Origin of the sequence: Thermoleptolyngbya sp. PKUAC-SCTB121, from assembly GCF_016919485.1 — a bacterium.
GTDB classification, from domain to species: Bacteria; Cyanobacteriota; Cyanobacteriia; order Elainellales; family Elainellaceae; genus Thermoleptolyngbya; species Thermoleptolyngbya sichuanensis.
On sequence record NZ_CP070366.1, the window covers coordinates 4,644,380 to 4,667,701 of the forward strand.

The window sequence follows — 23,322 nt, forward strand, 5'->3', positions numbered from 1 at the left end:
TCACCGTCTGCGGAGTCACCGTCTGCGGAGTCACCGTCTGCGAAGAGACAATCGCCCAAATCGCACCCATGAAGTGCGGTGAGGCAAGTTCCCATGCCCACTGGGATTGCGGAAAAAGGTTTAGCTGGTTACCTTTTAAGGGTTCTCTCAAGTAAGATTGCTTCGGATTTGGATTACGCTGCGCCATGTCTTCTATCTTTCCTACCACTCGTCGTCGCCAGCGGCAATTTGGGCTTGCCAAACTGCTGGGTTTTGCCCTGGTTTTGGGGCTGGGCTATATTGCGCTCAAGGAGGTCAGGACTTTGCTGCGAGAGCCAGAGGCGGTGCTGGTGTTGGGTGGGTCAACGGCGCGAGAGCAGTTTGCAGCAGAGTTTGCTCGAAAGCATCCCGATCTGCCCGTTTGGATTTCGTCGGGCAGCAATCCAGAATATGCGGAATGGGTGTTTAGGGAGGCAGGAATTGAGCGCGATCGCCTCCGGTTGGACTATCGAGCAGTGGATACCCTCACCAACTTCACAACGCTGGTAGATGAGTTTAAGGCCCAGGGGATCAGCAGCATTTACCTAATTACGTCTGACTACCATATGCGCCGCGCCCGGGTGATTGGCAAAATCGTCTTGGGCAGCCGGGGTATCGAGTTTAAGCCAGTGGAAGTGCCTTCGACGCAGCCTGCCGAAACGACTGATAAGGTGGTGCGAGATGCCGCCAGAGCCGTGCTGTGGGTGACGACGGGGCACACGGGCGCGACGCTAGGCCGCTACTTTCGAGACTAGCCTCAGCCAGAAATCGGTCGCCTTGATCGGGCACATCCCAGTTGTGCAAGGTTGCCCTCATTCCCCAGCCCCTTCTCCCAAAGCGGGAGAAAGGGAGCCGGATTGGAAGTCCCTCTCCCGCCTTGGGAGAGGGATTTAGGGTGAGGGTTGTAAAAGTGGGATATACCCCCTTAATCCCATCATCTCTACGCCAATTCATCCCTACGCCAACACGTCTTGCACCAGTACGTAGGGCTGCAAAATCAGCGCGTTGAATCGCTTGTTGCGACTGCTGTTCCAGGTTTTGATTTGCTCAGGGCTGGGTTTTTGGATCAGTCCTTCGTCAATCCATCGTTGCACCGTTGTGGTGTGATCCGAGGCGATCGCCACGCCCACATCCAGCAAATCCAGACCTGTGGCCACCAGCACTAGCGCATTCCGCTCCGCATGGGGCATGAGCCAGTCCCACTCTGCCTCGCCCATCGTGCCCGCCAGCTCTGCCCGCAAATCCTGCATTCTGACAACCCTCGCTACTCAACATGGTTGGTCTAGTTCTATAGACCGCAGTTCGATGAGATTCCCCTAAAATCGGGCGGTTCCCTTACAAAAACTCTATAGACCTTCTCTGTAGACCTTAAGACCTTAAGACTTTACTGAGATCTGACTCAAAGTACAAATCATGTCATGTTCGTCGCACTGCACGCTGCAATGTAAAGCCCCGCATTCCAAATGTGGCTTGGACTTAGGAGTGCAAACCGCAAGCCCCTAAGCACTTCAGATTCCAACCCTCACCCTTGGACTTTCTCAGCCCAATCCGAGTTTTATTTATAATTCTTAACATAAATTTACCGCCCCAGGTCGTGCATTGCATGAATTGTTTCTACACAGCGCTGCGTGACCTGCTCTAGGGCAGCGCGATCGCCCGCTGGCGGCTGAATGGGCTGTCCTATTCGCACTGTAATGGGTACTGGGCGGGGAAATCGACTGCCCTTGGGGAGAATTGCCTCTGTACCCCAGAGGCTAACGGGTAGCAGGGGAGCTTGCACCTTAGACGCAATCATCGCCGCACCCAGCTTGGCGTCGGGAATGCGGCCGTCGGGGGTGCGCGTGCCAGAGAGGAAAATTCCCACCGCCCAGCCCTGCTCAAGCTGATGCAGGGCCGCTCGAATGGCGCTGCGATCCGCCGAACCCCGCTTTACTGGATAGGCTCCATAGAGGGCGATCGCCTGCTTTAGCACGGGCACGCGAAACAGTTCTTCCTTGGCCATGTAGGACACGGGCCGCCGCACACAGCACGACAGCAGCGGCGGATCAAAGTCGCTGGCATGGTTTGCCACCACAATCAGCGGCCCGCGCTGGGGGACGTTTTCCAGTCCATAGACCCGCCCGCGAAAGTAAAACCGCAGCATCGGTGCCACCACCGACCATTTGAACAGGTGGTAGAGGGCAAGGCTGACCGGGGGTTCGCGATCGCGCATGGTAGGACTGTTGGGTTGACGGGGAGTTCAGCGGCATCACACGGCCACGCGCTCGATGTCGGCGATCGCCCCCACGTTTTCCAGCGCTACGTCCGGGCAGGTGCGCTTGATAATACCCGTCAGCACCTTACCAGGGCCCACTTCGATAACCCGCTCGATGCCTGCCTGGGAAAGCTGGAGGGAGATTTCGCGCCAGCGGACGGAACCCGTCATCTGCCGATCGAGGCGGTCTCTTAGCACAGCAGCATCGGTGGCGGGCGTGGGGTCTACGTTCGACAAGACGGGGACTTGAGCCGTCTGAAACGCCACGCTATCCAGCACCGTGCGAAATTCTGCTGCCGCCTCCGCCATCAGGGGCGAGTGGAATGCGCCGCTGACGTTGAGCTTGACGGCCCGCTTGCACTTGACCCCAGACATGATGGATTCCACGGCGCTCGGCGTTCCCGAAATGACCACCTGACCGTCGTTGTTGTCGTTTGCCAGCACGACATCCGGCGTTTGGGCGATCGCCGCTTCGAGCTGCGCCCGGTCAAACCCCAGCAGCGCCGCCATCATCCCTTCGGACGCGCTATCCATTAGCTCAGCCCGGCGCTTCACCAGCCGCAGGCCCGACTCAAAATCAAACACCTGCGCCGCGTACAGTGCCACATATTCACCCAAGCTATGACCCGCTACCAGCGCAGGTTGTAGCCCCCTTTCCAGCAGCAAATCTGCCAGGATGCTCTCGACGGTGTAGAGGCAGGGCTGGGTGTAGAGCGTTTTGGATACCTTGTCGTCTTCGCTCTGGCAAATCTTTGGCACCGACCAGCCCAAAATCTCCGCCGCCTGCTCAAACCGCTGCTGAGCAGCGGGCAGGTCAAATAGGTCAGCCCCCATGCCAACTGCCTGCGACCCTTGCCCAGGAAAGACCCACGCTGTCTTTGTCATATTTCAACGCCTAGTGATCAAGACCGTGATCCAAACTGTGATCAGAACTCTAATTGTCTAATTCGCGTCTAACTCGCGCCTGACTCGCGCCTGACTCGCGCCTAACTTGCGCCCCAGCGAAACACCGCCGCGCCCCAGGTCAATCCTGCGCCAAAGCCTGCCGTGGCAATGATGTCGTCAGGCTTGATATCGCCCCGCCGCACGGCCTCGTCCAGCGCTAGGGGAATAGACGCAGCAGAAGTGTTGCCGTAGCTGGCCATGTTGCTGATGACCTTTTCGCTGGGAATGCCCAAACGCTCGGCAACGGCATCAAGGATTCGCTGGTTTGCCTGATGCATCACCAGCCAGTCAATCTGATCGACCGTCAGTTCAGCCCGAAATAGCGCCTTCTCGATGACTTCGGGAACCCGCTTGACGGCAAAACGGTACACCTCCTGTCCGTTCATCGTGATGGGCTGAAATGTACCCTGGGCGATCGCCACTCCGTCCACCAGTTCTCTATCCTGCCCCTGATAGGCCAGGTTCAGGCAGTGGTTCAGGGTGCCATCGCTGCGGAGTTCAAACCCCAGCAGGCGATCGCGCTCACTCGCTTCCATCACCACCGCACCCGCCCCGTCGCCAAACAGGACACAGGTGCGGCGATCGCTCCAGTCCACCCAGCGCGACAGCACATCCGCGCCGATGATCAGCGCCTTGCGATACACGCCATTTTGGATAAACTGCGCCGCCGTTACCAGCCCAAACACAAAGCCCGAACAGGCCGCCGTCAGGTCAAAGGCCGTTGCCTGCGTTGCGCCCAGATCATGCTGAATCTGGCTGGCAGAGCCAAACAGATCATCGGGTGTAGAAGTCGCCAGCACGATCAGATCAATCTCTGAGGCCGCTACCCCTGCCATGTCCAGAGCATTCTGGGCCGCCTGAGTGGCGATCGCCCGCAGAGAGCCTGCTGCATCTGCCAATCGCCGCTGCCGAATGCCCGTGCGAGAGGCTATCCATTCATCCGAAGTGTCCACCACTCGGCTCAGGGCTTCGTTATCGAGATAGCGCTCCGGCACTGAAGAGCCGCTGCCCGTAATCGCCACCCCCGCTCCAACTCGTTGCGCCATTATTCAACACTCTCTGGTTGTTCACCGCCGCGCGACAGCGACGACTGCCCATCTGCAACTGCCAGTTCTGGCGATTCATACTGCGCCCGAATCCGGCCCAAAACGCCATGATCGACCGCCTCCTTTGCCATCCGAATCGCATTGAAAATCGAAGGAGCCTGAGAACTGCCGTGGCTAATGATGCAGATGCCCGCTACGCCCAGCAGCAGCGCACCCCCATGCTCAGCGTGATCCATCCGCTGCTTAATGCGGCGCAGGTTCGGCTTGAGCATTGCAGTACCCAGCTTGCCGTTCAAACCCTGAGGCAACTCCTCGCGGACAATTTGCAGCATGACGCTGCCCACCGCCTCGGCAAACTTCAGCAGCACATTGCCCACAAAGCCGTCGCACACTACCACATCAAAGTCGCCCGACAGCACATCGCGGCCTTCTGCGTTGCCAATAAAGGCAATCCGCGAATTTTCTTGCAGCATTTGATGGGCACGAACTGCCAGATCGTTGCCCTTAGAAGACTCTTCGCCAATATTCAGCAGTCCGACCTTGGGTTCTGGAATGCCGAGGACGTACTTGGAATAAACCGACCCCATCACGGCAAACTGTTCCAGAAACTTGGGCCGACAGTCCACATTTGCGCCCACGTCCAGAATCAGCACGGGCTTAGCCGTCATCGTAGGCAGCACCGCCCCAATCGCCGGCCGATCAATCCCCGGCAGCCGCCCTAGCCGCAGCAGCGCTGCCGCCATCGCCGCACCCGAATGCCCCGCAGACACCACCGCGTCGGCCCTGCCCTGGCGCACCAAATCCATCGCCACGTTAATAGAAGCATTGGGCTTGCGACGAATTGCCGTCAGCGGCTCCTCGTGCATTTCCACCATGTCTTCCGTTGGCACAATTTCCAAACCGGGAGGCACGCTATGGTGCTTGAGCGCTTCCTGAATCTGATCGGGCTTGCCGACCAGCAGAATATCTGCATCTAACTCTGCCTGGGCCCGCAGGGAACCCAAAACAATCTCCACCGGGGCAAAGTCCCCGCCCATTGCATCAACGGCAATCCGTGCTCGAGTTGAACCCATCGATCAACGTTATAGAAACCTCACAAATTTTATCAGATGGACTCTACCGGAAACCGGAGCGAGTCAGCGGAGTGCCCTGAATTCTTTGCCCTGAGTCTTTACAGACCGGATCAGCGCATTGGGGTGCATTGATAGAAGGTGCATTAGTTTCAGATGCATTAGCTCAAAGATGCGAGAGACAGGCGCAACGGAGACGCAAGATTACTCCACTTCACCCGGCGGCACAATCCGCTGGAACAGGTAGCCTGTTCCGCGTGCCGTGAGGATGAGTTCGGGGTTGCTGGGGTCGTCTTCGAGCTTAGCCCGCAGTCGAGAAATGTGAACATCGACCACGCGGGTATCGACATGGCGTTCTGGCGTGTAGCCCCACACTTCTTGCAGGATTTCGGAGCGGGAGAAGGGTTCGCCCGATCGCCCAACGAGCAGCTCCAACAGGCTAAACTCCATGCCCGTCAGCCGAATCCGCTCGTCGCCCTTGTAGACCTGGCGCTTGTTGGTATCAATCCGAATCGTGTTGATTTGGATAACACCGGAACTGGGAATACCCGTTGTGCCCGTTTTTTCTACTCGGCGCAGCACCGAGCGGATGCGGGCCTCTAGCTCCTTGGGCGAGAAGGGTTTGACCACGTAGTCGTCTGCACCCAGTTCTAGCCCGGTGATGCGGTCAGCCACGTCGCCCAGGGCCGTCAGCATAATGATCGGTACGTCGGACTCTTTGCGAAGCTCTTGGCAAACCCCATAGCCGTCGAGCTTGGGCATCATGACATCCAGCACAACCAAGTCTGGATCGGAATGGCGGAAGGTTTCTAGCGCTTCTTCGCCGTCGGCAGCGGTGACGACATCGTAACCAATCATGGAGAGACGAGTTTCAAGAATGCGTCGGATGCTGGCTTCGTCGTCAACGACCAGAATTTTTTCTTTGTGATTCTCCAATTTAGTCAACACTCCTTGAAGCGATTATTTTTGATAGTTAATTCTTCCCAGACTATCATTAACAATAGTAGCCTATGGGCCTGTCTTGAGCGCGTGAAATTCCCAATCTCCCTACATTTCAGAGTTTTTTAACATTTCTTGCGAACTCTCAGATAGTAATAAATCTATGAAAGATTTCGCCTCGTTTCACATTAAGAAACATTAATCTCGAAGGGTTTCAAATTGTCTTTGTGGGGTTGGGCTATAAGTTGGGCTTACGTCGAAAATTGCTGCTCTGAGATGGAGCCGTTGGGATAGCCCCTACCAGGACGGAACTTTGATTCTTTGGGACTGGCGATCGCCCCTTTGAGGGAGGTGAACGCAGGCGGAAGCAGGCGGACGATCCGCTTTCTTGGGTGTATTGATTGAGTAAATCCCTGAATTCACTAAACTTCTCACTAAGTTTCTCACTGAACTTTAATTTTTGTGCTGACCAGGTCTGCTGCTATGCCCAAGCCTCGAACAAGCTATGTCTGTAATGAGTGTGGCGCAGACTCGCCGCAATATTTTGGCAAGTGTCCCTTTTGTGGAAGCTGGAATTCGCTGGTGGAGCAGACTGTTGCACCAGCCAGCAGCGCCAAGACCGCGATGGGAGCCGTGAGCCGATCGCCCAAACGGGCCAGCGCCAATTCCAAGGGGGAACCAAGGGCGATCGCCGCGCTCACCCTCCCCGAAATTTCCGACCATCCCCAGACCCGCATTGCCTCCGGCTACGGCGAACTGGATCGGGTGCTGGGCGGCGGCATTGTGCCTGGTTCTCTAGTGCTGGTGGGCGGCGATCCGGGCATCGGCAAATCTACCCTACTGCTGCAAGTGGCCAATCAGCTTGCGGCGCAGCACCGGGTTCTCTATGTCTGTGCCGAAGAGTCGGGGCAGCAGGTGAAGCTGCGGGCGCAGCGGCTAGGCGTGGGGAGCGGGGTGAAAATAGGGGAAGAAAGAAAAGAGAAAACTCAAGACCCTATCACCCTGTTGCTACAGCAGGCCAACGCCTCAACATTCCACTCCCTTTATCTTTTGCCGGAAATTGACCTAGAGACGATTCTTTCTGAACTGGAGTCGCTGCGGCCGACGGTGGCGGTGATTGACAGTATCCAGGCGCTCTATTTTGCCACGCTCAATTCGGCTCCGGGGTCGGTCTCGCAGGTGCGCGAGTGTACGTCGGCGCTGATGCAACTGGCAAAGCGGGAGCATATCACGCTGTTCATCGTGGGGCATGTGACGAAGGAAGGGGCGATCGCCGGGCCGAAGGTGCTGGAGCATCTGGTGGATACGGTGCTGTATTTTGAGGGCGATCGCTTTGCCAGCCACCGCCTGCTGCGCTCGGTGAAAAATCGCTTTGGCGCAACCAATGAACTGGGTGTGTTTGAAATGGTGGATCGCGGGCTGGAGGAGGTGCAAAATCCCTCGGCGCTGTTTTTGAGCGATCGCGATGAGGAAACCCCCGGCACGGCCACCATCGTCGCCTGCGAAGGGACGCGCCCGCTGGTGGTGGAGCTGCAAGCGCTGGCCAGCCCGACGAGCTATCCGTCGCCCCGCCGCACGGCCACGGGCATTGAATACAATCGACTGCTGCAAATTCTCGCAGTGCTAGAAAAGCGCGTGGGCATTCCCCTGTCGAAGCTGGATGCCTACGTGGCGTCGTCGGGCGGCATTAACGTGTCGGAACCCGCCGCCGATTTGGGCGTGGCGATCGCCGTGGCGGCCAGTTTCCGCGATCGCGTCGTCGATCCGGGCACAGTGCTGATTGGCGAAGTGGGGCTGGGCGGCCAGGTGCGCTCGGTGTCGCAGATGGAGCTGCGGCTGAAGGAAGCGGCCAAGCTGGGATTCAAGCGGGCGATCGTGCCGGCCAGTCAGGCGGAGCATCCGGGACTGGGACTCGACATTATTCCCGTGGCGCGGGTGGTGGATGCGATCGCGGTTGCCCTGACCAGCGGTAACCTGTCTACCCAAAAGAGCGGGCAAGAATGAGTCGGGCGTGAGGGAACCTGCAAAACTGCGCTCAGATGCGAAACCGCGCTCAGATAAGTTTGCTCTGGCGTAATCGGCAGTGCCTGCAACTGCTCAACTGCTGATGCTGCAAATCTGGCTCCAGACCCAGCGCCTCCAGCGGAATCATGCCCAGCAGCGCATTCTGTCTGCCGGGTAGTCAATCCGGCTTGTAGATGGGTGGGCGCTCCGGCTTGTAGATGGGTGGGCGATCGCCAAATATTGGAGCTTTTCTGAATTCCAAGCCAAAATCCGCAGTTTTTTGCATTTACGTTGCGATTGCTACTTTTTTCCCCAGGTCATGGCGTTATCTTGGGGCGATGCTTAAAACTTAGCGTATTTTACTCTGATCGCTATCTCTGGGCTGGTCTTATCAGCCCGATCTGTCCCAATCTGTAAAGTTTCTGCGGCTTTGGAGGATGTAGCCATGCACAGCACAAGTCTGGACGCAGGCAAGAGCGCGAGTCAGGATGGGCGGCCTGCGGGACAAGCCCTGCTGATAGGAGAAGCTGCTTCCAAAAAGGGCAAGAAGAAAAAGAAAAAGAAGAGTCTCGCGCCAGAGAAGCGGGCAAATCTCTCCAGTTCAAACGCGCTTTATCGCCCCTCTGAGCAGGAGGGTATTTCTAAACTCTCCAGCAAAAAATACGAAAAGGAACTGGCTCGGTTGCAGCTTGAACTGGTCAAGATGCAGTACTGGGTGAAGCACACAGGCGCTCGGATTGTGATTTTGTTTGAGGGGCGCGACGCAGCGGGCAAGGGCGGCACGATCAAACGCATCACCGAACCGCTCAACCCGCGCGGCTGTCGTGTGGTGGCGTTGAGTACACCGAGCGATCGCGAAAAGACCGAGTGGTATTTTCAGCGCTATGTCGCCCATCTGCCTGCGGCGGGCGAGATCGTCTGCTTTGACCGCAGTTGGTATAACCGGGCGGGTGTAGAGCGGGTGATGGGCTTCTGCACGGATGAGGAATACCAGGAATTCATGCGCTCTTGCCCAGAGTTTGAGCGGATGCTGGTGCGCTCCGGCATTATCTTGCTGAAGTACTGGTTTTCCGTCAGCGATGAAGAGCAGGAGCGGCGGTTTCAGTCGCGGACGCTCGATCCGGCGCGGCGCTGGAAGCTGAGTCCGATGGATCTAGAATCGCGCGATCGCTGGGTGGAATATTCCCAGGCCAAAGATGCAATGTTTGCCAAGACCAATATTCCCGAAGCGCCGTGGTTCACGGTCGAAGCGGACGACAAAAAGCGGGCCCGCCTCAACTGCCTGCACCATGTCCTGTCCAAGATTCCCTATGTAGACATGACACCGGAGCAAATGGAACTGCCGCCCCGCCAGATTGCGCCCCACGACTACGTGCGATCGCCCCGCAACGAGCAGTTCTTCGTGCCCCACGTTTACTAGCAGCGATGATCGACGCACGCGCCTATCGCCTTGAATGCAAGTTCAAATTCAATGCAGGTTCAATGCAGGTTCAATGCAGGTTCAATGCAGGTTCAATGCAGGTTCAATGCCAATGCCTTTCTGATTACCTTCTAATAATCGCCTTTCTGATTTTTCTGCAACTGTTCAGTCCCCAGAAACCAGCAGAGACGCTCTGGGGCTGAAGAGATTTCCAGCCCCGCTGACTGTTCAACTCACCTTCAAACAAACCAAGGTACATTGCTGTATGAGTGCTAACGAGCTACGGTTTCAAACCATCTGTCAAATCACCGAACGCCAGCCCGTCGCCCCCAAGGTGCCCAGCCGCCTAGAAGACCTGTGGGCGGTGGACGTGTTCACCCTCAACAAAATGCAGGCCTGCCTGCCTAAGGAAGTGTTTCGCTCGCTAAAACACACCATCCAGACGGGCGGCAAGCTGGATGTGTCAATTTCAGGTATCGTGGCCGCCGCCATGAAGGACTGGGCTATCTCCAAAGGAGCGCTCTACTACGCCCACGTCTTTTATCCGATGACCAACATCACGGCGGAAAAGCACGATGCCTTTATTTCGTTGCAATCCGACGGCACGGCCATCACTGAATTTACGGGCAAGGTGCTGGTGCAGGGCGAACCCGATGGCTCCTCCTTCCCCAACGGCGGCATCCGCTCCACCTTTGAGGCACGGGGCTACACGGCCTGGGATGTCACCAGTCCTGCCTACATCATGGAAACGGACAACGGCGCGACCCTCTGCATCCCCACGGTGTTCATTTCCTGGACGGGCGAGGCGCTGGACAAGAAAACGCCGCTGCTGCGGTCGAATGCGGCCATGAGCAAGGCGGCCACTCGCCTCTTGAAACTGCTCGGCCATACCGACGTGGCTCCCGTAAACTCTAGCTGCGGTGCAGAGCAGGAATATTTCCTGGTGGATGCCCACTTTGCCCACAGCCGTCCTGACCTGCTGCTGGCGGGGCGTACTCTGTTTGGCCGGCCCGCTGCCAAGGGACAGCAGTTTGATGATCACTACTTTGGCGCGATTCCTGAACGGGTGCAGGTGTTCATGCAGGACGTGGAGGAAAAGATGTATCGGCTGGGCATTCCGGCCAAGACGCGACACAACGAGGTGGCTCCGGGTCAGTTTGAAATTGCGCCCTATTTTGAGGCGGCGAACGTGGCCAGCGACCACCAGCAGTTGACCATGACCCTGCTGCGAAATACGGCGAAGAAGCACGGGTTTGTCTGTTTGCTGCATGAAAAGCCGTTTGCGGGCATCAACGGCTCTGGCAAGCACGTCAACTGGTCGGTGGGCAATGCCACCCAGGGCAACCTGCTCGATCCGGGCGACACGCCCCATGCAAACCTGCAATTTTTGCTGTTTTGCGGCGCGGTGATTCGCGGGGTGCATCAGTATGGGCCGCTGCTGCGGGCTGTCGTGGCGACGGCCAGCAACGACCACCGCCTGGGCGCAAACGAAGCGCCGCCTGCGATTATCTCGGTGTATCTGGGTTCGCAGCTTGAAGACGTGTATGAGCAGATCAAAAATGGCGATGTGCAGGGGTCAATGCGACCTGGCCTGATGAACTTGGGCATCGACACGCTGCCGGAGTTTCCCAAAGATCCGGGCGATCGCAACCGCACCTCTCCCTTTGCCTTCACGGGCAACCGCTTCGAGTTTCGTGCTGTTGGGTCAAACCAGTCCGTGTCGGGCCCGCTGGTGGCCATGAACACCATCCTGACCGACTCCCTCACTTGGGTTGCCGATCGGCTAGAAGCCGAGCTGGGCGAGGGCAAATCCCTCGATGCCGCTGCTTACAACATCCTCAAGGAGGTGATGGAGCAGCACGGTGCGGTGGTGTTTGGCGGCGACGGCTACTCTGCTGAGTGGCACCGGATGGCGGTAGAGGAGCGGGGCTTGCTGAACCTGCCCACGACGGCCGACGCGCTGCCCATGCTGAAAACAGAATCCATCAAGGAACTGTTTGTCAAAACTGGTGTGCTGTCGGAGAAAGAACTGGAAAGCCGGTTTGAAACCTATTCGGAGCAATACATCCGCGTGATCGATATGGAAGCCAAGCTGGTGATTAGCATGACGAAGACGCTAATCTATCCCGCTGTGCTGCGCCATTTGTCGGAGATTGCGGGGGCGATCGCCAGCCTGAAAACCATCGGGCTGCCCTTTGAAACCGCCAACGTCGAGCTAATCTCTGACCTGACTAGCAAAATGATGACCACCGTCGGCGAACTCAGCAGCGCCCTTGCTGTTCATGACTTCGCCACCACCGAGGAGCATATGCAGTATTGCGCTAAAACCCTGCGTCCGCTCATGGATCGGGTGCGCGGCTATGCCGATGCGCTGGAGGACGAGGTGGCAGACGACCTGTGGCCCCTGCCCAAGTATCAGGAAATGCTGTTCATCAAGTAGCGTCATCAAGTAGCGCTTTCTCCTGCCCCTGCTGTGCCCGATTTAGCCAGGGTGCGAGATGGGCAATTCGCGGACAATCCAAGTGCAAGGCGTTTGTCTAGACAGCGCCTTCCACGGGAACCGGGACTTCGACGAGAAGCGCGAGACGACTCTTAACCAAGACTACTCCCGATCGAGACTACTCCTAACGAGACTACTCCTAATAGTGACAAAAGGCGCACTTATCCAAGAAGGTGCGCCTTTTCCCTAAATTTTCCCTGAATCTGGTCAAATTTAGTCGCCTATGGCGAGCTTTGGAGTCTTGAACCGCGATCGCCCGAATCCCTGGCCCTAGAGACTTTGGGGACACCTCCCTGAGGATGCCTCTAGGACTCCTCCTTTGAGACTTCGGCCATGTAGACCATAGCAGGCAGCCCCTCCTGCGACACGGGCTGATTAAATAGCACCATCGTCGTCGTCTGGTTTTCCTCGAAACCGATGCGAGAGTAGAACCGCTGCTCGTTGGTGGTCATCAGATAAACGCGCTCGGCCCGGTTGACATGGGGATGCATCAGCACCGTTTCCACCATCTTGCGGCCCAGCCCTGCGCCCTGATAGTCAGGGTGAATCACCACGTCCCAGATGGTGGCGCGATACACGCCGTCGGATGTGGCGCGAGAGAACCCAATGAGGCGATCGCCATCCCAGGCTGTCACAATTGGGTTGCTGTGGGCGATCGCCGTGGCCAGGTCTTCGATGCGTCGGTTTTGCGCCCAAAATGCCGTCACGTTAAACAAATCCTGAAGCTGGTGCAGGTCGATCTCGCGGGCCGCAGCGGTCTGTGCAGAGGAGTCGTGTATACAAAACTGAACGTGGCTGCAATCCATTTCGGCAAAACTCCTTGATTCCCTTAGGTCAAATTACGTCCAATTAACATTCAATTCCGTCAAGCAATTCCGTCAAGCAATTCCGTCAAACAGGTGAAGACCGTTGGCAGCATCTCCGGCTACCTCAAGGTTCCGATAGAACAGGTTAATCAACAGGCCAGCAAAATCAAATCCCAGACAAGTTTCGCAGCGCTTGCTTGCCGGAGTGACATCGCTGCCAATACATTACGGCATGTAACTCAAAACGTGCCTCACCCAGCCAGACGAATGCTACCCGGTGATCCGGTCGCGTAAATGGGCTGAAACGCTTGATAAAAGGGCGATCGCCCCTCTGTCGCCCGCTCAAAACCACCCCAAAAAAGCATCCATTCGTTGGGAATTCATGACAGAATGACCCGTCAGAGGTTTGGGTTCCAGGCGTTGACTTTGGGGAACTGTAGGGATTTGTTTTCAGGGAGTTCGGTTTCAGGGAGTTCGGTTTCAGGGAGTTCGGTTTCAGGGATCTATTTCCGCATTCCGTCCGTCTATCTATACTCAAGCCACAGGGTGTATCCCACTTTTGTAACCCTCATCCTCTCTCCCAAAGTAGGAGAGGGACTTCCAATCCGGCCCCCCTTCTCCCAAAAAGGGAGAAGGGGCTGGAGGATGAGGGCAAACTTGCATAACGGGGATGCGCCCAAGCCACAGCCCACCTTTGGCTAAAACTCCCAAGCCCAAAACTCCCAAGCCCAAAACTCCCAAGCCCAAAACTCCCAAATTTTAATTTCTTTCAATTTCTAGTGTTCGAGAGACCTCATGGCAATCCAGCAGCTTCTTCAGTCGATCTCATCCCGCTCTCGCCGTTTCCTGAGCCGGGCCAGGCGGACATCGCTTGTGCTGGCGCTGGTCTTGGGTTGGAGCCTCAGCCTGGGCTGGGGATTGTCGCAGGTAGGTGGGGCACAGGAAACGGAGCGGGCGATCGCCGCCACCCCTCCGGCAAACACGGTCGAAATCGGCACCGTCGATGTCGTGCCCACACAACTCCAGCTTGGACAGCGACTCTATTTCCAAAACTGCTCCGGCTGCCATTTTGCCCCGCCGCCGGAGGTGATGCCGCTGCAATCCTGGGCGGCCATTCTGCAAACGCCCCAGCACTACGGCACAGTCATCACCCCACTGCAAGACCCTGCCCGTCGCATCATGTGGAACTATGTGCGTGCCTCTTCGCGCTCCATTGTGCAAAACGAAACCGTTCCCTCTCGGTTTGCCCAATCCCGCTATATGAGAGCGCTCCATCCCGGCGTAGAGCTGCCCGAACCCCTCTCCTTTGGCTCTTGCATCAGTTGCCATCCCGCCGCTATCGATTTCAACTTCCGTCGCCTCAGCCCAGAATGGCAGGCGAGGGAATAGTCCCCTGCTTTATCTGCCCTGATAACCAAGGGTGAACCTCTTACGAGAGCCTCTTATCAAAAGGCCAGTCTCCAAACTACGCGAAGACTGGCCCTTTTGATTGTTTTTGATTAGGATTTAGCAAGAGAGTATAAATACTCAAAGAGGTTACCCGATTCCCTCTTCTTCGGGCTAATCTGTAATTAAAGTTCATAAAACAGAGCAATGGTTCAAAAAAAATTACGAATCATCACAGATTTTGATGGGCCCATCATGGACGTGTCGGAGCGCTATTACCAGGTCTATCAGGTTTGCCTGGAGCAGGTGCGCCGTCCGGGGCAGACGGTCAAGCGATTGTCTAAGGCGGAGTTTTGGCAACTCAAGCGATCGCAGGTGCCAGAGCGCCAAATTGGTCAAATGTCCGGTCTGGACGAGCTACAGGCTCAAGACTTTGCCCGGATGCGGCGAAACACGGTTCACACGCCTCCCTACCTGAGTTACGACACGCCCATTCCAGGCGCAGTAGAAACTCTAGAGCGCATTCAGCAGGCGGGCATTGATCTGGCGGTGATGACCATGCGACGCACCAGCGAGCTAGACGAGGCGTTTCAGCGGTGCAATTTGGGACGATTCTTTGGGGGCGATCGCCGCTACTGTCTCAGCAATGATTACGTCAAAACGACTGACGTGCAGGACAAGCCCCTGCTAATGCAGCGGGCCCTCAGCGAACTGCCCCCCGCAGAAAACTGGATGATCGGCGACACCGAAGCCGACGTCGCCGCAGCAAAGGCCCACGGCATCCCTGTTGTATCCGTACTCAGCGGCATCCGCGATCGCACTCAGCTCAGCAAACACCAGCCCGACTGGATTGTGAATAACTTCGCCGAAGCCCTTGACGTGATCGTGCAACACGCAGGCTGGGAAAGCACAGTTCGGAAAGACATCGCCTGGCAAAATGCAGGCAGCAGCGACACCTACTCTAGCGCTGGGAACCGCTAGCGTAGTGGAATATCGAGAATACAGAGTGAGATTGGGCAAGGCAGCGACACCTACTTTAGCGCTGGGAACCGCTAGCGCAGGAAACTGCTGATCAGCCAGAGGATAAACAGGGCAATCATAGCGGCGGCGCTAGGCCCGCCCAAGTTAATCTGGGCAAGCTGGGGGGCGATCGCCTCCACCAGCGCCATCCCCAGCAGCACGCCCAGCAGCAGCCCTGCCAGCGACAGTAGAAATGCTCGTCCAAACTTATGCTCTTTGCGGTTCAAAAAGAAAATACTAATCCCTACGCCCAGCGCCAGCGCCAGAGACGGTGAGCTAAGGCCAAGCAGCCCTGCCCCTAGCAACAATCCGCCTGGCCAAAGAATATCGGCGCGGCTGGGTGTGTCAATCCACTGCCGAAGCCAATTGGGGGAAGGGCTGGGCACAGCAGGCGCAAAATCTGGCGGTGGCTCGGCAGTCCGTTCAGGAAAGCGAATCCGATCGGGCACCTTGATCTTGCCCTCCTGTCGCTGTCGCAGCCGATCCATCAGGATTGCATCGTAGGATGCTTCAATCGCCTCTAGTGTGCGTGGGTCGCCCTCATGCTCCTGGGTCAAACGCGCCTTCGCCGCCTGAATCTCTTCAAACGTCGCTGTTTCGTCTACACCCAGTCTTTCGTAGTGGCTCATGTCCTCCATTCGTGCCCTCCAGCCGAATCCCCACGATAATTGATTATGAATCGTCGTTTATGATGAATAGTATCAGTCGCGGCCTTAGTGCAAAAAATTGACGGAGCTTAATATTACAATCAATTTCGTTTCAGAAATGATTGGCAGCAAGGTTCAGATAGCAGTCAGCAGCAGACAGCGGAAAAGCATCAGATCGAGAACTTGCCCAGGGCCAGTTCTCCTTTATCCGGGTTGCAAGTCTCAGGCTTAGGCACAGTTCGACCATTATCGTTTGACCTTGAGTACTGAACGCCAGGTTTAGTCAGGCACTCCTGCTGAATCTATGCTGCTGACAAGCACTTGGGTTGCTCCAGCGCTAACAATTCCCAGTTATCTATTTAGTCACCGATTACAGGCTGCCTGTCCCAGAGCCACTCACTGTAGTCAGGCATCTGGGTCAAGTATCCAGCATCCAATAGTCAAACCCATGAGTCAAACACATGATTCAAACACGATGGTCAAACAATTGTGGTCTACCACTTATGGTCTAACACTAGAGTTTCAGGATGTCACTGAACTTCGAGATGCCACTTAAACTACTTAAACTATAGCTCTTGAATCCACTGCTCCTGAGTTCACTGGTGCTAAACCCACACTACCCTCAACTTCTGAGTTGAACACTTCTGAGTTAAACAGCAACGCTCCGACTGGCGATCGCCCCGGTTTTTGTGCTTAAACTGATCAGGTCAGGTTTAAATTCTACCTGCATCTCCCTTCCCTCGTCCCACCCCCATGATTCCTTAGTGTAGCCACCCGGTTCTACCAGGCAAATGCGTCTACAATACAAGCCCCTTCTCTCCGAGGCAATCTCTAGCAAGCCCGCGCCTATCCATAGCGGATCTTTAATGTCCTCACAATAATCCCTCACATAATCAACAAAATTTGTTTTACGCTTAAGTGCAACTATTTGCGACTACTACAGATTTCTATGCGGATACGTTTTTTTGGGGCTGCTTAATGTAAGTAGGGGCATGGCGGAGACTGGCGCTGGGGCTGGCCAGTGGACTACCAGAATCTACCCACCCGCTCTGGCTTGCTTCTTTATTCGCTCTTGATCCAAAAGTTTCAGTTTAGGGTTTACATTTACAATTTCACTCAACGTCCCTCTATTCATCGACCCAAGGTTACAGTCATGGCTTCAGCCAAGATTCTTGTCGTTGACGATGACCGTCACATTCGTACGCTGGTGCATCGTTTTCTCTCCACCCACAGCTATCAGGTCGAATCCGCCGAAGATGGCAAAGGGGCAATGGCGATTTTTGAACAGTTCAATCCCGACCTGGTGATCTTGGATGTCAACCTGCCAGACGCAACAGGCTACACGCTTTGTCAAGAGATGCAGAGCCGGACGGGTGTGTTTGTGTTGATGCTGACCAGTCGCGCTGACGAGGCTGATAAAATCCACGGGTTTTCTAAGGGCGCGGATGACTATCTCACCAAGCCGTTTGGTTTGGCGGAGCTAGAGGTGCGTGTAAAGGCGATTCTGAAACGGCAGCGCCCGGTCACAGCAGCGGAGCAGCAGTGCCTCACGTTCAACGGATTATCCATCGATCCGGTACGGCGTGAGGTGACGCTGAACAGCGAGATGGTGCCGCTAACGGCGCTGGAGTTTGATTTGCTGCATTTTTTGGCGAGTCACCCCGGTCGCGTGTGGCGGCGGGCAGAGTTGATTCAAAAAGTATGGGATTACGAGTATGTGGGCGATCAGCGGGTGGTTGATGTTCATATCGGGCAAATCCGCAAGAAGATTGAAATTGACACCCAGCAGCCCAATCTAATTCAAACTGTACGTGGTGTAGGCTATAAGTTTGAGGCTCCTGACACAGCAGGAGAAGAGGCTGCTTCCTAAGCCTCGTCTGAATCGCTGTTTTCGTGAAGTCGCAGAATTAGAATTGTAGGGCTTGGGGAGAGTGTGGGGCGATCGCTCTGCACTCTTTGCTTCTCTGCACTCTTCTTTATGGACGGCGTTGCTCTGCACTCCTCTTTCCCAAGGGGTTGGGGATTCCTAGCGGCATCTCCTGCCCTAGTGAGGTGTGGAAGACTGCCCTGGAAAAACGCAGCTTTCGGGCCCCCTTGCTGAGTTTACTGACTGGGGAACTGGCTTCGGAAGCGCTGTATGTGCTTTAATTTCAGCTTTCTTTGATGAAGAAGCGATGAGTAAGAGTTAAGGCAAAACAGTTTTGTGGAACTCTAGAGGGGGTTAGATCATCCAAAGATGGTGAGATTCAGGGAAAATTGGCTGTATTTGCACAGGGCCGCTAGTATTTCTTTTAGATACTTTGTTAAAGCCGTTTTTTGAGAACCACTTCTTAAAGCTGTTTTTGCATCCTTCTGATTGAAAGCCTGATTGTGGAAGTCTCTAACGGTAGCAAAGCTAGACATGGCCAAGGCGTTCAATCCCTAGACAGGTTTGAACGGTTGGAAAGTTTTTGCAGGCGTTATGAGAGGGCGATCGCCCAGACCTGCCAAGACCTTATGCGGAGAAATGAGTGGTAAGGAGCCGAATGCCAGACTATCCAGAACCCAGGAAGCTACTACTAGAGGTAAACTCAGGGTCTGCTCAGGCTGAGATGGGGCTGGCATCGCAGCAGCACCTTGCAGACCTGCTGGCAGAAAACGAACGACTGCGCCAAGAGCTGGTTGAGCGGGAGTGCAGCCTCCGTCAGCGTCAGCAGGCCGACGCAACTCAGCAGGAGAATCAGCGGTTCATTCAGCAGATTTTGGAAACCACACCCAATCTGCTCTATCTCTATGCCGTAGACGCGAAGCGAATTCGATTTATCAATCGCCGGGTTTCCGAGATGCTGGGCTACCCTGCCCATCAGGTCTATGAAATGGATTCGGAAGCATTGCGATCGCTCGTCCATCCATCCGACTTGCCCTTGCTCCGCAGCAGCATCCAGGAATTGCAGCAAGATTCTGTTGGACAAGGAGTGGAGGTGACGTTTCGGCTGCGTCATGCCAGTGGCGAGTGGCGCTGGCTGCAGTCTCGTCAGACCGTCTTTAGCCGAGATGACGCGGGCAATTTGGTGCAACTGCTGGGCACGGCGCAAGATATTACCAGCCGCAAACAGACTCAGGAAGCGCTCGCCCAGAGCGAACAGCGGTTTCGCTCCCTGGTTTCGCATTTGCCGGGGGTGGTGTTTCGCTCCCGCTACGGCCCCCAGCGCGAGGCAGAGTTTGGCTGGGTCATTGAGTTTATCAGCGAGGCGATCGCCGACTTGACGGGCTATCCCGCAGAGGATTTTTTGAACAACCAGGGGCGGCACTACGCCAGCATCGTGCATCCTGAAGACCGCGATCGCCTGTTTCAAGTTGTCCTGAGCCGCGCTCGCGCAGGCCAGCCCTACACCCTAGAATATCGGCTGATTCACCGGGATGGCAGCCTGCGCTGGGTCTACGAAAAAACGCAGGTGGTTGAAGAGGCCAAGGATCTAGTCATAGAAGGTGTACTGCTGGACATTACTGAGCGCCACCTGGCCGAAGCTGCGCTGGAGCGGCATCTTCAAAAAACCCTCTTGCTCCAGCAAATCACTGAGGAAATCCGCCAAAGTCTCGATCCGCAGCAGATTTTCCAGACCGCTGCAACGCAGATTGGGCAGACGTTTCGCGTCAGCCGGGTGCTGATTCATACCTACGTTGCAGAGCCGGAGCCAGAAATTCCTATCGTAGCGACCTATCTGAAGCCAGAGTACGAATTTGAGCATGTGATGAAATCTGTACCGATTACAGGCAACCTCCATGCTCAAACCATGATGGCGCAGGATCAGGCGGTGGCTTCTGGAGACGTGTTGTGTGAACCGCTGCTGAGCAATCTGCATCCGCTGCTGCAAGCGCTGAAGATCCGATCCATGCTGGCAGTTCGCACCTCCTACAAAGGTGAACCCAACGGCGCGATTTGCCTGCATCAGTGCGATCGCCTGCGGCGCTGGAGCGAAGACGAAATTGACCTGCTAGAGGCGGTTGCAGCCCAACTGGGCATTGCCCTGGCCCAAGCCCAACTGCTGGAGCAAGAAACCCAGCAGCGCCAGGAACTTATGATCAAAAACAAGGCGCTAGAACAGGCTCGGCGCGATGCCGAAACTGCAAACCGGGCCAAGAGCGAGTTCCTGGCCACCATGAGCCACGAAATTCGCACGCCAATGAATGCGGTCATTGGCATGTCATCTCTGCTGTTGAGTACGCCCCTTACGCCTCAGCAAGAGGAATTTGCCCAGACCATTAGCAGCAGCGGCGAAACGCTTCTGAAAATCATTAACGACATTCTGGATTTCTCCAAGATCGAGTCGGGCAAGCTAGAGCTAGATCTGGAAACCTTTAACCTACGACAGTGCGTGGAGTGTGCCATTGACCTGGTGATGCCAAAGGCGCTGGAAAAAGACCTAGAGGTAGGCTGCCTGTTTGAACCAGAGGTGCCCGACTGGGTGATTGGCGACTCGACCCGTGTGCAGCAAGTGCTGGTCAATCTGCTGAGCAATGCCGTGAAGTTTACATCACAGGGCGAGGTGACGGTGACGGTCAGTGCCCACTGCATCCATTTGAGTGCCGTGCCCGAAGAGGCGGGGGTGCCAACCTGCACAATTCGACTGGCAGTCAAAGATACAGGCATTGGCATTCCCACGGATCGGCTCGATCGCCTGTTTCAGCCTTTTTTGCAGGGCGATTCTTCGATTAACCGCACCTACGGCGGGACAGGGTTGGGATTGGCCATTAGCCAGCGGCTTGCGGAGCTTATGGGAGGGCGGCTGTGGATGGAGAGCGAAGTGGGCGTTGGCTCTACATTCTATTTTTCGTTTGTCACTCGATCCTGTGCTGGAGCCAGCGTGTCGGTTGACTATCGCAGCCCGTTTGAGGGGCGATCGCTCTTATTGGTAGACAGCCAGACCATTCACCGCGAAAATTTAGTTCATCAGGCAGAGTTTTTGGGGCTGCGGGTCGTGGCAGTGGGCAGCAGTGAGGCGGCGCTCCATTATCTCCGGCAGGCTGCACCGCAGGGCGATCGCCCAGATCTGATCGTGCTAGAAGCCCATCTTTCCACTGATTCCGGCAGCGCGTTAGTTGATGAAATCTCCCAACTGCCGGGTTGCAAAACCATTCCGCTTGTATTCCTGACTCGTCTCGATCGTTCTCTTCAGTCGGCTCGCTACGCCCTAACGCATTCTAGTAGGGCGATTGCTATCCCACGGTTGGCCAAGCCCGTTAAACAGTCTCAGTTTTATGCCATGTTAAGCAACTATTTCGGTGCAACTCCGCATTTTCCCTCTGGTATGGTGCATTCTGGCGATTCTCTTGGTGCTGGTTCTGCCCTAGACAACACCCATGAGCTAGGTTTGGATGGCGACGTTCACTCAGAAAAAGACAGTGATCTGCGAATTCTGATTGCCGAAGACAACCTAGTGAACCAGAAAGTGCTGCTGAGAATGCTTCAGCAGTTGGGCTACCATGCGGATGTGGTGTCCAACGGAACGGAAGCAGTCGAAGCCGTTTTGCGCCAAACCTACGATGTTGTCCTGATGGACGTACAGATGCCAGAGGTGGATGGCATCATGGCGACCCGGATGTTGCGCGATCGCCTACCGTCTGAGGAGTTGCCTTACATCGTCGCGGTCACGGCAAACGCTATGATGGGCGATCGCGAAGATTGCCTGATTTCGGGCATGGATGACTACATCAGTAAACCGATTCGGCTCGATCAGCTCTCAGCCCTGCTGAAGAAATGCCCCCGACGGGCGATCGCCCAACCTGTTTCCCAGTCTTCTCCTCTGGATGCCCGGTTCATCAACAGCTTCATCGCGGACATGGGCGACCAGGCTGCCGCGATTTTTACAGAACTGATCGACTGCTACCTCATCGAAGCGCCCAAGATGGTCGCCAGCATCCGCAACGCAGGCGCAATGCTCGACACTAGCGCCATCATGCGGACGGCTCATACCTTCAAGTCCAGCAGCGCCGTGGTGGGAGCCACCCGCCTCTCAAAGCTGTGTCGCTATCTAGAAGACACCGCTCACCAAAGCACCCCCGATGAAATTACCGCTCAGATCGACAAGCTGGTCGCAGAATATGAACAGGTTAGCGCGGCCCTGAGGGCGGAACGTCAACGCCTAACACCGGGCTAAAGCGCGGGCCCACGTACATCCACGCCAGCCCGTCGGGGTCGAGGCTCTGCGTCCATGCGGAGAAATCTTCTTGATACTTGCGGCGGCTGAGGGTGGTGCGGCTGGTGCCGAGTCGCCGGGCCAGCGCTGTCGCTGTCCAGCCCGATTTCTGGCTTGCCGCGTCAGCAGTTAAATCCACATAGAGTTGCCAAATGATCACCGCAATCAAATAGGCAACGAAAATGACTGCTTCCGGCCGCTGCCACAGATCGGATTGGGGCGCTTCCTCTGATAGCACTGCGGATGGCAGTGCAGATGGAACATCTGGCGGCACTGCGGATGGCACTGAAACCGGAGACATTGCATCCGATGAGGCAACCGGGCCCGCTTCAAATGGCCCCTCTTCAAAAAGCGGTTCGCCAGGGGGTGGGAAGACGTTCAAGCTTGCATCCAGATCGATGGAATCAGTTGCAGGGTCGGGATGCCCCTGAGAGTCGGGCGTTTGAGTCGCAGACATGGGGGAAAGTGCTGGGGAAAGAGCGGCAGGCTGGGACGGAAGATCGGTAGTTGGTTCAGAAATGGGCTCAGGAATAGATAGTCCGCCCTCGTCTTGCCTCCATGCTACCGAGTTATGGGGCGCAGGTTGTGTCCAGTTTGTCTGTGTCCGGTTCCTCTGCGGTTCCTGAGACGGCGAGGTTTCTGGCGAAGAATGCCGGGGTGCGTCTGGAGCAAGGGCGATCGCCACCGTTGGAATATAGGGAATATCGAGCTGGCGAATGACCTGATGCACCAACTGAGTCACGGTCGTTTCTTCTACCGGGTGCGATGCTAAAAGCTGAATCTCCAGCCGAATTTCGTGCCGCACCACAGTTGCCGTTACGCCGTAGGGTTTCAGCACATGGTTGAGCAGACTGGTCAACACGGTTGGGTCGCCAGCCTTGGCGAGACGCAAGATTTCCTCAGAAGCCATAGGAGGGATTGGAATCGAGAATAGGAATGAGGGAAAGCAGGCGACAACGGTGGGTATAGATTGTGGGGACAGATGCGGATGTAGCTGAAGAGAGAGCCTGCTGACGACTTCTAGATTTATCACATCAGGGGCAATGCTCACTGTGTCCTGCTCCAGCGCGATGTCTGATCCCGATGGTCGG

The 23,322-nt window shown here is 56.0% G+C and carries 17 protein-coding genes and 1 pseudogene; 8 read left to right on the top strand and 10 right to left on the bottom strand.

Features of this window, described 5'->3' with window-relative positions; translation table 11 throughout:
- The first annotated feature begins 185 nt into the window (after nt 1-185).
- Nucleotides 186-773, top strand: coding sequence for a YdcF family protein (locus JTM80_RS18955; protein ID WP_172355399.1), 588 nt, complete (start codon nt 186-188; stop codon nt 771-773).
- 201 nt (nt 774-974) lie between these two features.
- On the opposite strand, the gene JTM80_RS18960 is transcribed toward JTM80_RS18955, so the two are convergent.
- The 6 genes from JTM80_RS18960 to rpaB form a co-directional block, all read right to left on the bottom strand.
- The gene (locus JTM80_RS18960) at nt 975-1,268 is read right to left on the bottom strand and encodes a DUF2288 domain-containing protein (RefSeq protein ID WP_172355397.1); all 294 of its coding nucleotides are present in this window, start codon (nt 1,266-1,268) and stop codon (nt 975-977) included.
- A 329-nt stretch (nt 1,269-1,597) separates the two neighbouring features.
- Nucleotides 1,598-2,230, bottom strand: a complete 633-nt coding sequence (locus JTM80_RS18965) for a 1-acyl-sn-glycerol-3-phosphate acyltransferase (RefSeq protein ID WP_172355395.1) — start codon at nt 2,228-2,230, stop codon at nt 1,598-1,600.
- 36 nt (nt 2,231-2,266) lie between these two features.
- Nucleotides 2,267-3,157: an ACP S-malonyltransferase gene (fabD, locus tag JTM80_RS18970; RefSeq protein WP_172355393.1), complete on the bottom strand. Its 891-nt coding sequence runs from the start codon at nt 3,155-3,157 to the stop codon at nt 2,267-2,269.
- 101 nt (nt 3,158-3,258) lie between these two features.
- Nucleotides 3,259-4,263: a beta-ketoacyl-ACP synthase III gene (locus JTM80_RS18975; RefSeq protein ID WP_172355391.1), complete on the bottom strand. Its 1,005-nt coding sequence runs from the start codon at nt 4,261-4,263 to the stop codon at nt 3,259-3,261.
- A complete protein-coding gene (plsX, locus tag JTM80_RS18980) occupies nt 4,263-5,336 on the bottom strand; it encodes a phosphate acyltransferase PlsX (RefSeq protein ID WP_172355389.1) in 1,074 nt (357 codons plus the stop codon). The genes JTM80_RS18975 and plsX overlap by 1 nt, the downstream gene beginning before the upstream one ends.
- A 201-nt stretch (nt 5,337-5,537) precedes the next feature.
- On the bottom strand, nt 5,538-6,269 hold the full coding sequence (gene rpaB / locus JTM80_RS18985; protein WP_197673308.1) for a response regulator transcription factor RpaB: 732 nt from the start codon (nt 6,267-6,269) through the stop codon (nt 5,538-5,540).
- Between the two features lie 486 nt (nt 6,270-6,755).
- Between rpaB and radA the strand changes: the two genes are divergently transcribed.
- Nucleotides 6,756-8,276, top strand: coding sequence for a DNA repair protein RadA (gene radA, locus JTM80_RS18990; RefSeq protein WP_172355387.1), 1,521 nt, complete (start codon nt 6,756-6,758; stop codon nt 8,274-8,276).
- Between the two features lie 94 nt (nt 8,277-8,370).
- On the opposite strand, the pseudogene JTM80_RS23615 reads toward radA, so the two are convergent.
- Nucleotides 8,371-8,454 (bottom strand): annotated as a pseudogene (locus tag JTM80_RS23615) (aspartyl protease); the annotation flags it as partial.
- Between the two features lie 267 nt (nt 8,455-8,721).
- On the opposite strand from JTM80_RS23615, the gene ppk2 reads away from it, so the two are divergent.
- Together ppk2 and JTM80_RS19000 are read left to right on the top strand one after the other, a co-directional pair.
- Nucleotides 8,722-9,696 (top strand): polyphosphate kinase 2, encoded by a 975-nt coding sequence (gene ppk2, locus JTM80_RS18995; protein ID WP_172355385.1) that lies wholly within the window; start codon nt 8,722-8,724, stop codon nt 9,694-9,696.
- A 265-nt stretch (nt 9,697-9,961) separates the two neighbouring features.
- The gene (locus tag JTM80_RS19000; protein WP_205370095.1) at nt 9,962-12,136 is read left to right on the top strand and encodes a glutamine synthetase III; all 2,175 of its coding nucleotides are present in this window, start codon (nt 9,962-9,964) and stop codon (nt 12,134-12,136) included.
- Nucleotides 12,137-12,501: 365 nt separating this feature from the next.
- On the opposite strand, the gene JTM80_RS19005 is transcribed toward JTM80_RS19000, so the two are convergent.
- Nucleotides 12,502-13,002, bottom strand: a complete 501-nt coding sequence (locus JTM80_RS19005; RefSeq protein ID WP_172355381.1) for a GNAT family N-acetyltransferase — start codon at nt 13,000-13,002, stop codon at nt 12,502-12,504.
- Nucleotides 13,003-13,797: 795 nt separating this feature from the next.
- Between JTM80_RS19005 and JTM80_RS19010 the strand changes: the two genes are divergently transcribed.
- A complete protein-coding gene (locus tag JTM80_RS19010) occupies nt 13,798-14,391 on the top strand; it encodes a diheme cytochrome C (RefSeq protein WP_205370096.1) in 594 nt (197 codons plus the stop codon).
- Between the two features lie 204 nt (nt 14,392-14,595).
- Entirely contained in the window at nt 14,596-15,369 is a 774-nt protein-coding gene (locus tag JTM80_RS19015; protein ID WP_172355377.1) for an HAD family hydrolase, read from the top strand.
- Nucleotides 15,370-15,440: 71 nt separating this feature from the next.
- Here JTM80_RS19015 and JTM80_RS19020 read toward each other — a convergent pair whose 3' ends face one another.
- Entirely contained in the window at nt 15,441-16,037 is a 597-nt protein-coding gene (locus JTM80_RS19020) for a CPP1-like family protein (protein ID WP_228721745.1), read from the bottom strand.
- A gap of 1,171 nt (nt 16,038-17,208) precedes the next feature.
- Here JTM80_RS19020 and JTM80_RS19025 point away from each other — a divergent pair.
- Together JTM80_RS19025 and JTM80_RS19030 are read left to right on the top strand one after the other, a co-directional pair.
- The gene (locus tag JTM80_RS19025; protein WP_172355373.1) at nt 17,209-17,925 is read left to right on the top strand and encodes a response regulator transcription factor; all 717 of its coding nucleotides are present in this window, start codon (nt 17,209-17,211) and stop codon (nt 17,923-17,925) included.
- Nucleotides 17,926-18,646: 721 nt separating this feature from the next.
- On the top strand, nt 18,647-22,192 hold the full coding sequence (locus JTM80_RS19030) for a PAS domain-containing protein (RefSeq protein ID WP_172355371.1): 3,546 nt from the start codon (nt 18,647-18,649) through the stop codon (nt 22,190-22,192).
- Here the strand turns inward: JTM80_RS19030 and JTM80_RS19035 are convergent.
- Nucleotides 22,146-23,141, bottom strand: coding sequence for a hypothetical protein (locus tag JTM80_RS19035; RefSeq protein WP_172355369.1), 996 nt, complete (start codon nt 23,139-23,141; stop codon nt 22,146-22,148). The two genes, JTM80_RS19030 and JTM80_RS19035, sit on opposite strands and share 47 nt — an antisense overlap.
- Between the last annotated feature and the right edge of the window lie 181 nt (nt 23,142-23,322).

Coding starts and splice junctions, on each gene's coding strand:
- JTM80_RS19020 (WP_228721745.1), bottom strand. CDS start 16,037: ATGAGCCACTACGAAAGACTGGGTGTAGACGAAACAGCGACGTTTGAA.
- JTM80_RS19030 (WP_172355371.1), top strand. CDS start 18,647: ATGGGGCTGGCATCGCAGCAGCACCTTGCAGACCTGCTGGCAGAAAAC.
- JTM80_RS19015 (WP_172355377.1), top strand. CDS start 14,596: ATGGTTCAAAAAAAATTACGAATCATCACAGATTTTGATGGGCCCATC.
- fabD (WP_172355393.1), bottom strand. CDS start 3,157: ATGACAAAGACAGCGTGGGTCTTTCCTGGGCAAGGGTCGCAGGCAGTT.
- JTM80_RS19025 (WP_172355373.1), top strand. CDS start 17,209: ATGGCTTCAGCCAAGATTCTTGTCGTTGACGATGACCGTCACATTCGT.
- JTM80_RS18965 (WP_172355395.1), bottom strand. CDS start 2,230: ATGCGCGATCGCGAACCCCCGGTCAGCCTTGCCCTCTACCACCTGTTC.
- JTM80_RS19010 (WP_205370096.1), top strand. CDS start 13,798: ATGGCAATCCAGCAGCTTCTTCAGTCGATCTCATCCCGCTCTCGCCGT.
- JTM80_RS19005 (WP_172355381.1), bottom strand. CDS start 13,002: ATGGATTGCAGCCACGTTCAGTTTTGTATACACGACTCCTCTGCACAG.
- JTM80_RS19035 (WP_172355369.1), bottom strand. CDS start 23,141: ATGGCTTCTGAGGAAATCTTGCGTCTCGCCAAGGCTGGCGACCCAACC.
- JTM80_RS18975 (WP_172355391.1), bottom strand. CDS start 4,263: ATGGCGCAACGAGTTGGAGCGGGGGTGGCGATTACGGGCAGCGGCTCT.
- JTM80_RS19000 (WP_205370095.1), top strand. CDS start 9,962: ATGAGTGCTAACGAGCTACGGTTTCAAACCATCTGTCAAATCACCGAA.
- radA (WP_172355387.1), top strand. CDS start 6,756: ATGCCCAAGCCTCGAACAAGCTATGTCTGTAATGAGTGTGGCGCAGAC.
- ppk2 (WP_172355385.1), top strand. CDS start 8,722: ATGCACAGCACAAGTCTGGACGCAGGCAAGAGCGCGAGTCAGGATGGG.
- JTM80_RS18955 (WP_172355399.1), top strand. CDS start 186: ATGTCTTCTATCTTTCCTACCACTCGTCGTCGCCAGCGGCAATTTGGG.
- plsX (WP_172355389.1), bottom strand. CDS start 5,336: ATGGGTTCAACTCGAGCACGGATTGCCGTTGATGCAATGGGCGGGGAC.
- JTM80_RS18960 (WP_172355397.1), bottom strand. CDS start 1,268: ATGCAGGATTTGCGGGCAGAGCTGGCGGGCACGATGGGCGAGGCAGAG.